This is a genomic window from Archangium violaceum, from assembly GCF_016859125.1.
Classification (GTDB): domain Bacteria; phylum Myxococcota; class Myxococcia; order Myxococcales; family Myxococcaceae; genus Archangium; species Archangium violaceum_A.
Genome location: NZ_CP069338.1, coordinates 7,979,147 through 7,994,114, shown reverse-complemented (window position 1 = coordinate 7,994,114; position 14,968 = coordinate 7,979,147). Strand labels below are relative to the sequence as shown.

Here is a 14,968-nt window from a genome sequence, read left to right as displayed (position 1 = left end):
TCAAACGAGGACGATTTCCGTCGTGGTGGAGGAGAACCAGGGCCGGAGTTCCTCCTTGCTGAAGCGGCCGCCCTTGTCCGGCGACAGCCCGAGGACGAAGTCCGGCGTGGGCAGACGCTGGCGAACCTGCTCGAGCGTGGGGTCCTCCAGGATGGGGAGCACCCCACCCACCCCCAGCTCCAGCGCCACCAGGCCGGCCAGGAGCCGCTCCTGCCAGCTCGCACAGGCCACGGTGAAGACGTCCTGGAAGTAGACGCCCTCCAGGGTGCTACAGACGTGGTGGGCGATGAGTCCGCCGCTACCCGGCAGCTCCAGCACCTTGTGGTGGGCCCGGATGCCGCTCGGCAGTTTCGAACGGGCGAAGCGGTAGGTGATGCCAAGCCGCTGAGCCTGGGCCTGGAGGTAGTCGGCCCCGGCGCCGGCCACAGACGCCTCGGTCAGCCCCGCGAGGAGCGCCTCCACCTGGGAATCCGACAGGGCCGCCAGGGGCTCCGAATCGCCGAGGAGGCCCGCCGCATCGAAGGCCGCGGGGTGCGTCACAGCCCCGTCCTCGAGCAGCAGGGAGGCGAGCGCCGCACTCCCCAGGCGGCCGCGAAAGCGCTCCCAGGAGATGCGCTGCGGCTCGAGCAGCCGCTTGTTCCTCCGCCCGACCACCTCCTCACGGGCGAGGGCGTGGAGGGTCGCCTCCGTGAAGAGCTGGGCCATCTGTGAACGCTCAGTCATGTTCCCCCGGGCTCGAGATGGGACAGCAAGGGAGAGACGGTCCCACTCCGGCGCCGCATGCGGAGTCTGACCGCTCCAGGGGACGTTCTTCAAAGGATTTCGTGTGGCGCTATACACCACCCGCTGGGTAGGACATGCCGTGAAGAACCCCCTCTGGGAGTGGAGCCCAGCAAGCGAGCCTCAGCGGCTCCCTCTGAATCAGCGTCCTCGCGACTGGCGGTAAGGTGTCTCGCCGCCACTTCCTGGCATACCCGTGGAGGAAGGATGAGCCGCAAGAAAGCAAGGTTCCTCACGCCCGAGCAGTATGGACGCCATGTCGCGGCCTGGCGGTGTGCCGAGATCCTCCAGCTATAAGAGGGAGAGAGTGGACCCATTGAGCTCCGCCAGGAGGACTCCCGCTACGCACCGTGCGAACCACCATCATGGCACCCGGTGGAGCCCGCTCCATCCTGGAGCACCTGGGACTGACCATGCGGCCTGTGAAGGTGGCTCCAGCGCAGGAGCCACCGCAGCTCGGTCAAGACCTCTTCAAACGGTTCACTTGCAGAGCAGCCAATTCTTTCTCCTCCTCCGAGGCCAGGGGAAGTTCATCCCCAACCCCACATACGGGGCATGCGCGATCTCGTGGGATGCGCTCCACCCTCGCCTGAAGCGGACCATCGACTGCCCATCCTCCGTGATTGGACCAGATCAGGTGGTCCCCGTGAGCCTTCGGATAATCGAGCCCACCATCGATCCGCTCTCCGAGAGACTGCAACGTCATCCGCGCGGTGAGCAGCGCGACTTGCTCAACGTCCATTCCGAGCCCGGGGAGTCCTGGTTGCTGATAGGCGGGGACGCCCATGTCAACGCGGTCGAAGCGAGGAAATCGGCCGGGCTCCGCGTGTTGAGCGTTCAGCACACACTGATAGCAGGGCGTTACCCCCGGCAGGACCCTGAATACCCGCCCGTGCTCCGCGCGTCCCAATACGGCGGCGAAGATCCCGGGGCATGCGCGGGTCACACACAGATGGTTGACCACGCTCTCCGCCTCGGTCGTGGCGGTGGCGCAGACGACGATGCCCAGCGGGTTATGTGTCACCTCGATGAGGTGCTGCGTCGGGTCCTTGCCCCAGCCGACAGGATCCAACGAGAGCGCTGCTTGCACCTGGACCACTTCCGCGGCGGGGTTGATCCGACGGATCGCTCTGCTCACGACCTCCACCTTGGGCAAACAGATCTCGTCCACGCCGCCCACATGCCGCGCCACGTTCTCTGGGTCGAGGAACTCCGGGTCGAGGAGCACGAACCTCCCCACGCCGGCCTTCGCAAGCGCGACCGCTACACTGCTGCCAAGGCTGCCTACCCCAACGATCGCGACCTGCGCGCTCTGGAGCCCCCTGCTGCCCCCCAGGCGATCGTCAACGCGCCGGAATATGCGCTCCTCGAGGTTCTCTTCGAAGGGTTTTACATAGATCAACCTCTCTTCAGGGTTCGTGTCCGGAGAGGTTCCGGTCCTCATGACGACGAATCTCAACCCATCGTTCAACACCAGCAGGATCAATGCCTGCTCCATGAACAACTGTCGTGCTAGTTCGTTCGGGAGCTGCTGCCGAATCCACCCTTCGAGCCTGTGCCGCGACGAAGGGAGCTGATCCACGGTCTTGTTGATCCTGCACCACAAGCCCTGCAGCGGATGGTTCAACCCCAGCGCGGCGACCCACGGCGCCTCCAGGTCGGCCTCAAGAGGTCTGGTGATGAGCGGCGAGGGCGAGGTTCCATCCACGCTCATCACGCGCAGGAGTCGCCCGTCCTCCCTACCAAGTGCCATCAACATTCCCCATCCGCCCCCCTGACGCAGCGCCGCCGCGATGCTCAGCGGCACGGAGACCCGGATGGAGTGCATCGTCAGGGGAATGTCCTCGATTCGAGGGAACTCGCCGCGAGCCTCCTGCTCCAGGTACGTCACGAGCCGATCGAGTGCCTCTGCCGCTGTGTACTCTGGTCGCCATCCCCGTCGAGGGTCATGCGCGAACAAACACAGACTCAGATCCTGGAACGTGTACCCATGGGCGCGATGGTCGATCACTTCTGCGCCATCGGCCGACAACTCCCAGGTAACAGGCGGGCGCAAGGGAAACTCCGGCGGCCATACGAGCCGGTATCGCCGAGATCCGACTGCGGTATCGACCGTGCCTTCGGCGAAGGTCACCGGACGATCCTCAATCCGTAGGATGTTGGGGTGCCGTTGGTGGAGAACACGCAGTTCCTCCAACCACCGCCGCCGGTCACTGTCGGGGAATGGCACTGTCGTCTACCCGAACCTGGAGCCGTGACCATCCGGCGCGGACGGCAAGGATGCTGAAACGCCGGTGACGATTGAGCGCCCCTCCTTTCCCTTCTCCGGGTAGGGATCCCCAAAAATCCCATACAGGAGGTAATGGGCCCGCTCCGTGTGGCCAGCCTGCGCGAGATCCCGCGCCTCCTTCAGCGTCGCGGCCGCCTGGCTCAACCGTGTCTTCGCGGCGGTCTTCTCCGCGTCGGTCATGCCCTGGTTGATGTGTGGCCCCAGCGCCGCCGGATCCGGCGTGTCGAGGAGCACGCGAGAAGCCAGGCCCTCGAAAGTCTGGATGAGGCCATCGAGCCGGTTATCGGGCTTCGCCACGAGCACATCCCAGATCATCACCTCGATGTGGAACGACCGCAGTCGCGCCCCGTCCGGCTGTCGCCGGTTCCAGTGCTTCACCGCCTTGGTGAGGGGCTTTAGCTCATTGCCCGCGGCCTCGTTGGCCTCCACCGACAAGCGTTCGTGGATACGTGGGTTGGAACGGATCCAGGTCTTCGCCTGAAGGTCCGGGATCCAGAAGATCTCGCTGTTGCCCTTGTCGAGGAACGCAGGGACGACATCGTAGGCGATTCCCGTGATGGAGAAGGAAATGTTCACCGAGCGGTTCTGGGGATCGGCGGTCTTGCCCGAGTACTGATCCTCGAGCGCTTCTCGCACCGTTTTGAGTGCATCCATCGGGCTGCTGATGGCCGGGTCGAGCACGGGCGTGCGCTTCAACACGCAGAACAGGTCGATGTCCTTGAGCGGACGGATGGCCGTGCTCCGCGCGTAGGAACCGGTGAGGAATGGGTAATGGTCGGGCTCGATCTCCAGCCGGCTGGCGAGTCCATCGCGCAGGAACTTGTGCTGGTCGCTGGCTGCCGTCCTCTCGGCGGTGGTGAGCTCGAGTGCGGAAATGAAGTCATGAACTGCTTGTCGAACCTGCATGGTGTCCTCCTGAGAGAGTAGATGCCGTTGGCGCGAAGATCGCGCGCACGGGAGCGCCCCGAGGGTCACCAACCCAGCTCTCGCAGGTGGCTTCCAAACGCCTGCTCGATCTTGCGCTCTGCTTCATTCCATGTCCTGGCTTGCTCCGCTTGGAGGATCCGTTTCCGGCTGGCCGCGGCCCGGCGGAGGAAACACTCGCGACCTTGCCTCGTGACGCTGGCCGCCACGTTCATGCCCTCGGCCGTATCCGGCACCACACAATTCCCGAAGCGGAGTGACATGCCACGATCACCTCCCCAGGAGTATTCACACGGGCCACCGCCGATGTAGCAAACGAAATCGAAGAACTGAACGAGGCCGGTCTGAAGAGAGCGTAGCCTGGCTGAAGCGAACAGCCTCGCAGCAATCGTCTCGACACAGAACGACTTGAAACGCAGCTCCTCGGGCGCGCCCCGATTCCAGGTCTTGAGCAGCTTCACCAACGGCTTGAATAATTCTCCCTGCCTCTGGTTGATCTCCGTCGCCAGCGCACCGTGTATTTTGGGCGCGGAGCGGATCCACCCATCATTTTCGGCGTCCGGGATGAGGAGCCGCTCGCTGCCTCTTCCGTCCGCGCTGAGCGCGGGGACCACGTCCACATTCAGATGCCACATCTGGAGCCGAATGGATCGACGTTGAACCCGGAGCTCCGTCTCCGGATACCGCCACTGCAATGCCCGTTTGAAGGTCTGAAGCACCGCGCCAGGGTCAGGGAAAGCGCCGACACTCGGCGTCTTCCAATGGCCAGGATCCACGACGAAGATGATGTCCACGTCATCGAGCGGACGAATGGCGGTTGCCCGTGGGTAGCTACCGCTCAGGAAATGATCCCGGATGATCGACTCCATGTTTCCGGTCACCAGGATGTCCCGGAGGTAGCGGTGGCTGCGCTGCGCGCCCTCCGTCTCCTCCTGCGAAGGCTCGACGCTGCTAAGTATCCTGCGCAGTAAATCGGTCAGATCCCGCATGTGAGTATCACCGTTACGCAAGGTCCTCGCATCCCGGTCAAACCCACGGGGTCAGCACCGCGCGCTCCTCCTCCGCCACGTATTCCATCCTCGTGCGAAGCAAGCGCTGATCGAACGTCCGCACGACGTCCACGAGGGCCGCGGGATCGAACGCGGGTCGTCGCTGCAATCGCATCAGACGTTTTCCCCAGACCACGAACATTTCGGTATCGGGAAGCGCCTCGACGACGACCTTGTCGTGCACGTTGTCAAAGCTTCCTCGGAGAGGGGCCAACTCGACAATCAGACGCTCTCCAAGCACCTTCCAGATGTCCGTATCGGGGCGAAGCGTCCTGGCGCGTGCGAGCTGGAGCGCCCAGATGAGGTAGCGCCGCAAACGCCGCTCCAGCAATTCTCCCATGCGATCGCCGCTCTCCATACGATCGAAGGTCTCGATGCCCCGCAGGCTCACGTCGATCTCTTCGGCGAGAACCCTTCCAGGCTCGCGCTGGAGTTGTGGGCCCCCCTCTCGCATCCGCCAGCGCGCCAGCGTGCCGATCGCCAGGGTGTCCGCCCAATAATCCACCTCCTCCAAGGCGAAGCCCCCGCGTCCGACGCCACGGTAGTTCTGGGAGGTCAGATCCTGGTCGAAGTGGAAGAGCTCATGCAGCAGATACTGCAAGGCCAGGAGCTCCCGGTGGTGCTCGTCCAGCTGGCGCATGCCTTCGAGCAGCCCGCGCCCGAAAGTCAGCCGCCGCTGTCCGACGCTCAAGCGCGTCTCATCCCCCTCTGGTTCATCGGCGATCTCCAGTTGGTGGAGACGCGCCAGGAGTTTCTCTCCCTCGGACGGAGCAAGGAACGGCGGGAGATCCTCACGCTTGAGGGTGTTCTTCAATGTCCGGACGCCCGCCAACACCGCCAGCAGGACCTTCTGACGCGCCTGCTCCTGCTTCGGTCCACGGCGCAACTCCACCCGCGATACGGGCTTCCATGGCAAGGTGAACGCCAGCTCGTATCCGGGCGGTGCATAGCTGGCCACCCACGCCCTCCCCATCGCCCTCGGGTTGAAGGCCCGACCCGCCATGAACGCGAGCGACGCCGGTCCCGAGACGAAGAGCGCCAGGCCCGAGTGATTGGGATACGTGCGCCGGGTGGCGGCCAGCACCTGCGCCAGCTCCTCCGCGATCACGGGTGCATGGGCGGCATCCACTGGCGTGCTGGTGCTGTTCCGGCATTCGACCACGCCGGCGATCCCATTCCCCTGCGCCCTCAAGAAGTCACGTACGGCGTCGCGCGGCAGCATGGCTTGGGTTGAGATGAAGACCCCCACTAGGCCGTTTGCCTCCGAAGGCACATCACTCAGCCCGACCACCGTGTCGAAGTAGCGAACCCCACTCGGGCGCTTGTCATCCAGCCTCAGGACATCCCACGTGGTGTCCTTTCGAACGTTGAGGAACGTCTGGGGTTTCGCCCACGCAGAAAGCTCAGCCCCCAGGAGAACGAAGAGCGGCAACGGCGCCAGGCCCACAACGAAGAACTCCACGGGCGTGGAGGATGAGTCCCGGAGCGCGAGCGCCTCGCCCGCCAGCCGGGATACGGCGTTCGCGAGCGCGATCCAGTCCACAGGGCTGGACGTTGGTCGCTTTCCTTTCGGCCCCTGGGTAGCGAAGGTGCTCAGGCGCAGGAATTTCAGCTCCCTCCGTGCCGGAGGAAGAAGGGGCAGGATGTCGTCGTCCGCGACGGGAGCATCCACATCGAGGCAAAGCACGGCATGTATCGTGTTCATGTCATCCAGGCTGAAGTGTGGAGACCCGAGGAGTCCGGGCTACATGAGAGGTGTGTCCGCCAGCCGCCGAGCGACCTCGCGCATTGCCGGTCGCTCCAGCGGTTTCTTGCGCAGCATTCCCGCAATCAGGTCGCGAGTAGCCTGGGGAGCCAGGCCCTCCAGCAGCTCGAGTGGGGGCTTCTCCAAGAGGTGCAGGTACATCAGATCTTTCTGCTGCTCGGCGACGAATGGCAGCCTGCCCGCCAACATCTGGAACAGGAGAATGCCAAGCGCGTACACATCCGCGGGGCCACCCACGGTCTTGGATTGCACCCACTGCTCCGGGGCCATGTAGTCCCACGTTCCGAGGAGGGCACGCTTGGCCGTCGAAATGGCAGAGGCCGCGAGCCCCTTTTCCCCTTCATGGCCCTCCTCGCGCGGGATCTTGGCCAGTCCGAGATCCGCGAGCTTGACCTCGATGATCGCGAGGTTATCGGTGGCCACCAGGATGTTGGCCGGCTTCAGGTCGCGGTGGAAGATCCGGGAGTCATGCAGGAACGTAAGCGCGGCGCCGAGCTGCGCGGCGACACGGGTGGCGGCCTGGACCGGGAGCTGGCCTCCGGCGCGCTTGAGTAGTCGATGCAGATCTCCGGGAAGCCACTCCAAGACGAGGAAGGGCTGTCCTGTAGGTAGAACTCCCGAAGTGACGGCCTGGACCAGGTGCTCGTGACGCAGCTGCTGGAGCGCCTGCGCTTCATTGAGGAAGCGCCCTCCCACCTCCTCGTCCGAGCAGAGGCTGGGGGAGAGTATCTTCACCGCCACGGCTTGCCCGGTGACCGCGTGGTACCCCTGATACACATCGCACGTGGCTCCGGACGCCACCCGGTGGGCAAGGACGTATTCTCCAACACGCATCGCCACGCTCCTCGTCATGTCTTCTTCGTCCGTTGACCCGCCCGCGCCGCCGGGGGGGGCTTCGGACGCAGATCGCGGATGCGACCCAGCAACTCCAGCTTCGCCCGCAACTCGTCGGCGCAGTCCGGGTAGGCCGCGATGAAAGCATCCGGGTCCACCTTCTCCCCGGCATCGCGCTTCTGCAGGTACGTCAGCAGCGCTGCCCACGTCGCGTCCGAGGTGGCGCCGGCAGCGCCCTCCTGCATTCGAGCCCTCAAGGTCCGCAGGCCCCGCAGGAGCAACCCCGCCACCGACGCTTGCGTCTTCCCCATCCGGCGCGCCACATCCGCGACCGGGAGCTCGTCCAGGTGACAGAGCTTGATGGCCTCCTGCTGCGCCTCGGGGAGCTCATAGAGGTAGATGAGGAGCTGGCGCCATGCTTCCCGCTCGAAAATGACCTGGTTCGGACTCTTCCCGTGGGAAGGGGTTGCCTCGGCCTCAACGCTGTCCAGCGGCACGGTGCTGCCTGCGGAGCGCTTCTTCCGCCGCGCTCCCCGGACCAACTGCACGGCCTGGTTGGCGAGGATGCGCTTGAGCCACGCCAGCAGCTCGGCCTCCGTCGTTCCACTGAACGAGGAGAACTTGTCGAACGCGCGCAGCGCCGTGTCCTGCGCGATGTCCGAGGCACGCGCTCCACCCGGTGGCGGCTGAGGAGCGCTCCGCGCGGCCCAGTTCACCAACTTGCGTTGGTAGCGCCGGAAGAGCTCCTCCAGCGCGGCCTTGTCCCCCCCGCGGGCTCGGCGGATCAACTCCTCTACAGCCACCTTCGACAACGCATTGCGGCTCATCCCCAGGCGACCCTTCCACAGCGCCCTTCGCGCGGGCAACCGCGGTGCACGCGATGTTTCCTCGCGAGCAATCAGGTGGGCGTCGATCATGTCCGTGTTCATCCGTTGGGATTCCGGCTCCATTCCCTAGGACGCCATTCGCGGACGGATCGCGCGCGGGGTCGGACTTTTTTTTCGCGAGCGCCAGCTCAACGACACGCCAGGGGCTTGAACGGGGTAGCCCCAGGGCTCCAGCGCACAAAGTCCCCTATGAACTCACATCACTGGCCGGTTCCTTGAGGGACGGGGGACCCAGGGCAGACGAGCCGGTCAAACCGGTGGTCCTCGCCATCCATCCCGACGAATGCTCTGACCAACCCACAGCGTTCGTCGTGCAGTGACCGGGCCTGCGCAGCCGCTCCCCGGTCACTCAGCAACGCCTCGTGCTCCCACAGAGTCTGGGCCAGGACGAGGCCATAGCGCTTGTTGGTTCGCTCGCCGCGGACGAGCCCCCGCCCCAGCTCCTCCGCCGCACGATATCGGTCGTCCGCCTGAGGCCCACCACGAGCCGCCTCCACCGAGGCCGACCCGAGGTAAGCGCGAGCGAGGATCCACCGGAAGAACTCGTTTCCCGCCTCCACTTCGTTCAGCCTGCGAGCAATACCGAGCGCGCGCTCGAGATCGGCCGCGGCCGCCGGGAGTCTTCTCTCACGATGGAACGCCTCCGCGCGCCAGCACAGCGCCTCGGCGAGGAGTGCTTGCTCGTAAGCATCACCACTCCGGGCATTCTCTTCGAACAGAGCGACGGCTCGAGCGAACCACTCGACAGCTCCGGCAGCTCCGAACGCCAGGTCGAGCTCTCCTTGCTCCGAATAGCTCGTCGCCAGGGTCCGCCGATAGTCATCATCGACGTGGTCCGTCGGCCGATCCAGGAATGCGAGCGCACCAGCGAAGTGGCCGCGCGCCTCGTCGAGCCGGCCCCGGGCCAGCGCGATCTTCCCAAACTTGGAGTGGTTCAGCGCCCGGAGAAGCTTGAGTTCCTCATCCTCCGGTCGAGCGTCCAGCCCCCTCTGGATCTCCACAGCCGCGGCATCCAGGAAGCCTTCGGCCCGAGCGAGCGATTCGTTCTGGAAGGCGAAGTCCCCGCGTCGATGCTTCGTCGCGATGATTGCCTCGCGAACCTCGGGGATTTGACGGTCTGCGCGCGGGAGAGACGCCAGGTTCTCGTCGATCTTGTGCAGCATGGCCCGCCGCACCTCGAGCGTATGAGCGACCCTGCCGAGCTTCCAGTCGGCGTCGGAGACGAACTGGTGCGTGGCGAGGACGATGCGCTGGAGATTCTCCTGAGCTCGCCGCCACTCGCGGTATGCGCTGAGCGCGCTGAAGGAGATGGCCAGCACCGCGGCCATCGCCGCGAGCGCCAGTCCCCACCTGAGCCGGACACGACGGAGCTCAAGACTTCGCGCGGCGGTGAGGTAGCGGGAGGCACGCTCGCTCACCCTGCGGCCCGGGGGACCGCTTCGCGAAGATAGACCCGCCGCATCCCCGTAGTGCGCGAGCAACGAGCCGGAAGGCAACCCTTCCATCGGACACCCGGCGTGCTCCCACGATTGCGCGGCGATCTCCAGCTCCGCCTGCCGCTCGAGCAAGACGCGCTCGCTCCCGATCCAATCCGCGAGTGATGGAACCTGCAGCAGGAGCGACTCGTGTATCAAGTCCACACGCTGCTCCGCGGGCTCATCTCCGGCAGAGAGCACGATGAGCCGAAGCCCCTCCTCCGCGTCGTCCCGAGTCCCGGTCCGCATGCCGGAGAGCCTCATCAAGACCTCCAGCGACAACGCGTCTCCCCCGCCGGCCTCGAGCACCTCCCGCCGGGTGCGGGGCCGCCGCGTGTCTGGGACACCGCGGCCGACCTGCACGAGGTCCAGGAGAATCCACTTCGCGCGTTCGCGTCCTTGGGAGCCGAGCCCGTCGAGCAACCGTTCCGCCTGCTGCGCCAGGGCTCCGCCGACTCCGCCGAGCTGTTCGTATCGCTCATGGGTCAGCCGGCCGCCGCTGCGCAGAGACCACAACGCGCGGAGAGCCTGGCCAAGCAGCAGGAGCTGACTTCCTTCGCTCCTCGCGTCGCGAACCATACGCAGCGACAGTCCCTCGGAGAGCCGCAGCCCGACGCGCTGGGCCATTCCCTCGATGACCTGCGTCAGCGCCTCCTCCTCCATCGGTCGGAGGTGATAGCGCGCAGACTGGTTGAGCCGCGCCGCCATCCGCGGCATCTGCTCCAGCCGGTGGATGAAGTCGCTCCGAATCGTCGTGAGCAACCGCAGGGGTGAATCAGGCGCGGCGAGTGCTGTCTCCACCCACCCGTCAATCTCTGAACAATCCGCGCCCCCCAGCGTAACGAGCTCCTCCATCTGCTCGATCACCAGCAGGAAACGACCCTGCGGAGGCGTGTGCGCCCTCACCATCTCCGAGAGCGCACAAACATCCGCGCGCAGCGCGCGCTCCAACTCCCGAGCCGAGAAGGTGAAGTCGCTTCCGGCGAGCGCATCACGCACGGCCACGGCAAGTTGATGCACCGGATCGTACGACGGGCGAAGGACCGCAACCCTCCAGGCGGGAGCGAGCTGCGAGGCGCGCTCCTTCAAGCGCGGAAGGACGCCAGCCTGTACCAACGACGATTTCCCTACGCCGCTCGGTCCCTCGACCTGCACCCATCGGCGCTCGCCGGACCGCGCCTCATCCAGAAGGTTCAGGACGGTGGAGATCTCTGTCTTACGGCCGAAGAACAGCTCGGCATGTGCTTCGGTGAAGGGCGCGAGCCCTGGCACCGGACACTCATCCCGCTCGTTCTGCCAGGGTCGCCGTCCGAGCATATCCCGGCAGCGGAGCATCGTCGGACGGGACGCTGGCTCCTTGGCCAGCATGGAGGCGACTAATGCGGACAGCGCGCCCGGAACGGCCGTAGCCAGCTCGCGCAACGGCGGCGGCTCAGCACGGATGTGCATCGAAATCAGATCGACCGCGTCGTCAGAGACGAACGGCGGCCGACCGGCGAGGAGTTCGAAGAGCAGCACCCCCAGGGCGTAGACGTCCGCGCCGCCATCCACCTCCGCGGCGTTCCGGCACTGCTCAGGGGCCATGTACATGGCCGTGCCCAGGAAAACGGGCGCCGCGGTGTGCACCTGCGTGTCGCCCCGGGCATTCGCCTCCGGTGGCACCTTCGCAATGCCGAAATCCAGCAGTTTGATGCGGTACCCCGGTGGGACCTCGGCATCGGGGCACAGGAACACGTTCTCCGGCTTCAGGTCCCGGTGAACGATGCCCTTGGCGTGGATGTCGGCCATCACTGCGGCGATCTGTTGGCACAGCGAAAGCGCGGCTTCGCTCGGCGCGGGCCCCTGCTGGTCCCGCATCCACTCGCGCAGCGACAGCCCCTCAAGGTGCTCCATTGCAAGGAAGGCCGTGCCATCCTCCGTGCGGTCGCAATGGAGGATGCGGACCACGCCCGGGTGCTGAAATTGCGCGAGGGCCCGCGCCTCCTGGACGAACCGAGCCACGAGTTGCGGATCAGCGACCGCAGCCGGAGACAGGAGCTTGAGGGCAACCACCTGGTTCATGCGCTCGTGGAGCGCGGTGAAGACCTCGCCCATCCCGCCTCTGCCCAGCGGCCGCACCAACCTGTATGGACCGATGTGATCGCCAGCTTGCCTCATGCGCGCACGCCAATCATGACTCGAAACGCAGGTCGACATCTCCTGTTCCCCGGAGTCACGTCGAGGAGATTCCGCGTCCCCCAAGCGGAAGCGGAGGAGGCGAGCGTGGCGCCTGATGCAGCGGCGAGGCAGGAGTCGAAGATGGAGACAGCAAACGGGTGCTTCGGAACTAAAAAAGTCCCCAAGTCTCAGGGACTTGGAGGCTTCTTCAGAGTGCCCATGGAGGGATTCGAACCCGATCAATGCGGTGGAAAAGCCCCAAGCAGGACGCGCCTTTACCCTCCACCGCCTTATTTTCCCCGGGTTTTCATCCCGCCCTATCCCGGCCCCCTGGTTCCCCCTGAATCCACGCTGGAGGGGCACACTGGGGGCAACATGGCGGCGGTTCGTCATGGTGGAAGCCAGCAGACTGGCAACGCCCGACTTCCCAGGGTCCGCTCTAGCGGCGTCTCGGCGGACGGACTGGCTTAATCCCCAGGCGAGTCCGTCCGTCTGCCCTGAACGTGGAGCTCGCTCAGGGCATGCGGACACATCTACCTATCCTCTCCCCGCTGAATGTCGATGCATCCCTGAACCGTCCGGACATAGCCGTGAACGTCCGTGAACGTCCGTGGCAGGGTGCGGATGCATCCGGGTCCAGGGCTGGCACCCCTACCGCGCGTGCTTTCGGGGGAGACGCAGGGAGCCCCGCGCGGGGTAACTGAGAGACTGGGTGCTTCAAACATCTCCTAAGACGTCTCACTGCACAGTCAGCGGCCGACGCAGGATTTTCGCGACTTCCTCCCTCATAGTCGGCAGAGCGGTGGACCCTGGGTTCCACAGCGATGCATGACTCGACCGTCCCCCTCCTGCTTCCGCGCCCCTCCCCCGGGAGGGGCTTGTACCGGGTGGAAAACCACCCGGACCCGTTACACCACTAGGAGGAGGAGTCGACAGCAAGAGCAACAGTCGACAGCAAGCGCAACGCGCGAGCCTAGATAGACCGTCGGGGCTTGGTAGCCCCTCCGAATAACACAAGCTTCAGAAGTTGGGAATGTGGTTTGAAGTCCACAACCTAAAAGGTTGTACCCTGTTGTCGGTGCGCATTTCGCCACGCACAGAGGTGGTTTGATGGGGTCATTGACGTGGCAGGTTGTGTGGATGGGCCTGCGGGCGTCGCTGGCTGGGAAGCCTTCGGGGCATCCCGGATGGGTTCGGGGATACCATCCCGGATACCATCCCGGATGGGTTCGGGGATACCATCCCGGATACCATCCCGGATGGGTTCGGGAACCGTTGCTGAAACACACCTGCGTTGCGTCGTTACGTCACGCGTGACGCCATGTGACGACGGATGGATGAGCAGCGTCGGCAGATGTCGACCGACATCGGCAGAGTCGACCAAGGCCCCCGTGTCAGGCGACAGGAAGATTGAACCCGTCGGCGACAGTAACTCTGACCCCCACCCCACCTGCGGTGAGGCCCCTGGCCTCACGCAGTCAGCCCACCGCCCCGCGACGAGGACGCTGTCCAAGGGGCGCGTAGCGACTCGCGAAAGCGAGCCTGACCTGGACAGCACCGCAGGCTCGGGGCACGCGAGGTAGGGAGCTGCGCGCTGGACCAAGGGGGTCAACGTTAGTGGCGCGAGGGGGTTCGTTTCTGCTGTCGCTCTACACTCCGGACACCATCACGGAAGGGTTCTGCCTTGACCCCATCGAACGACCGATAGCGCGCGAACCAGCGACACCAGTACGAGCTCGAGGACAGAGCCCAGCGCCTCACTACCGCGATAGAGAACTCGTCCCACCACGAAGGCCGCCTCGTCCGGACTTAGAGCACCGATCAGTCGGGAACTTCAGTGCTATCGGCCCAGGAACGGAACCAGGTTGGGCCAGCGACCGGTGACAAAACCTACGGGCAACGGCCTGTAGCCACATCACCTACATCCATCTTGGGCCGCAGCAGCACGGTCCAAACGGACTTTGCCCAGGGTTGAGGCGGTTCGTCCGCCCATCCACTCCTGAGCCAAAGCCCCTGAGCGATAAAATCCCCCGGTTACCCAGTAGCAAAACCTCGCTTCGGACGCGGGTACCCGGTGAAAAATCCTGAAATCCGCGCAGCAGCATCCGAGCAGGCGTCCATACCCCCATGGGTCCCGTGATGAGGCCAGCGCGCCACCGACCTGAACGAACGCAGCCTGACACTGCGGTCCCTGGTCCGGCATCGCATCCCTGCCGGATGCTGCGGAGGGCGTGCTCCGCCCCCTGGCTGCGACGGGGTGACGGCGCGCAGGAGCGCGTTGCCAGAATCGGCGATGTAGAGCACCCCGCCGATCCCACGTCACCGAGATGAACAGCAAGACGGTGAGCGACTTCAGGGAACTCTTCAACGACGCGCAGTCGGAGCTCATCACCTCGATGGCCAAGTTCGAGGGCCAGCTCGACGCCCAGCAGAGCGAGACACGGGCACTCGGCGAGGAGCTGCGTGAGGCGATGGAGGACCTAAGCGCGCCGGCAGGACGCGGTAGAGCAATTTCTCCACGGGAAGGATCGGGGAGAGATCTTCGCGGAGCCCGGGCGTCAATGCCCCACCGAGACTCCGCGCAGGCAGGAGGAGACGGACAAGAAGCCCCCTCAACGGCAAGCGCAAGGGCAACGGGAGTACCGCCCCCGAGACGCGCGCCCCCTGACGCGCTTCCCCGCCCTCTCGCAGAGTCTCGAAGGGCATGCACCCGCCTTCTACCTGCATCAGGGGTTCATCGATCTACCCCAGGTAACCCGTACGGTTGGGTTACGGACCCTACGATGGGGGGCACCTTTTGCCCGCGC

General features: G+C 65.2%; 8 protein-coding genes. All 8 read right to left on the bottom strand.

Annotated elements, in window-relative coordinates:
• Positions 1 to 723: a hypothetical protein gene (locus JQX13_RS34250; protein WP_203403670.1), complete on the bottom strand. Its 723-nt coding sequence runs from the start codon at positions 721 to 723 to the stop codon at positions 1 to 3.
• Positions 724 to 1,240: 517 nt separating this feature from the next.
• A complete protein-coding gene (locus JQX13_RS34245) occupies positions 1,241 to 2,914 on the bottom strand; it encodes a ThiF family adenylyltransferase (RefSeq protein ID WP_203403669.1) in 1,674 nt (557 codons plus the stop codon).
• A 102-nt stretch (positions 2,915 to 3,016) separates the two neighbouring features.
• Positions 3,017 to 4,045, bottom strand: coding sequence for a nucleotidyltransferase domain-containing protein (locus JQX13_RS34240; protein WP_239015411.1), 1,029 nt, complete (start codon positions 4,043 to 4,045; stop codon positions 3,017 to 3,019).
• Positions 4,042 to 4,983 (bottom strand): SMODS domain-containing nucleotidyltransferase, encoded by a 942-nt coding sequence (locus tag JQX13_RS34235; protein ID WP_203403667.1) that lies wholly within the window; start codon positions 4,981 to 4,983, stop codon positions 4,042 to 4,044. Before JQX13_RS34235 ends, JQX13_RS34240 begins: the two co-directional genes overlap by 4 nt.
• A 37-nt stretch (positions 4,984 to 5,020) precedes the next feature.
• The gene (locus tag JQX13_RS34230; RefSeq protein WP_203403666.1) at positions 5,021 to 6,730 is read right to left on the bottom strand and encodes an SAVED domain-containing protein; all 1,710 of its coding nucleotides are present in this window, start codon (positions 6,728 to 6,730) and stop codon (positions 5,021 to 5,023) included.
• Positions 6,731 to 6,787: 57 nt separating this feature from the next.
• Positions 6,788 to 7,642: a serine/threonine-protein kinase gene (locus JQX13_RS34225; RefSeq protein ID WP_203403665.1), complete on the bottom strand. Its 855-nt coding sequence runs from the start codon at positions 7,640 to 7,642 to the stop codon at positions 6,788 to 6,790.
• Between the two features lie 14 nt (positions 7,643 to 7,656).
• Positions 7,657 to 8,571 (bottom strand): RNA polymerase sigma factor, encoded by a 915-nt coding sequence (locus JQX13_RS34220; RefSeq protein ID WP_203403664.1) that lies wholly within the window; start codon positions 8,569 to 8,571, stop codon positions 7,657 to 7,659.
• Positions 8,572 to 8,729: 158 nt separating this feature from the next.
• Positions 8,730 to 12,098: a serine/threonine-protein kinase gene (locus JQX13_RS34215; RefSeq protein WP_239014023.1), complete on the bottom strand. Its 3,369-nt coding sequence runs from the start codon at positions 12,096 to 12,098 to the stop codon at positions 8,730 to 8,732.
• Positions 12,099 to 14,968: the final 2,870 nt, after the last annotated feature.

Coding starts and splice junctions, on each gene's coding strand:
- JQX13_RS34250 (WP_203403670.1), bottom strand. CDS start 723: ATGACTGAGCGTTCACAGATGGCCCAGCTCTTCACGGAGGCGACCCTC.
- JQX13_RS34235 (WP_203403667.1), bottom strand. CDS start 4,983: ATGCGGGATCTGACCGATTTACTGCGCAGGATACTTAGCAGCGTCGAG.
- JQX13_RS34225 (WP_203403665.1), bottom strand. CDS start 7,642: ATGCGTGTTGGAGAATACGTCCTTGCCCACCGGGTGGCGTCCGGAGCC.
- JQX13_RS34220 (WP_203403664.1), bottom strand. CDS start 8,571: ATGAACACGGACATGATCGACGCCCACCTGATTGCTCGCGAGGAAACA.
- JQX13_RS34215 (WP_239014023.1), bottom strand. CDS start 12,098: ATGGGCGAGGTCTTCACCGCGCTCCACGAGCGCATGAACCAGGTGGTT.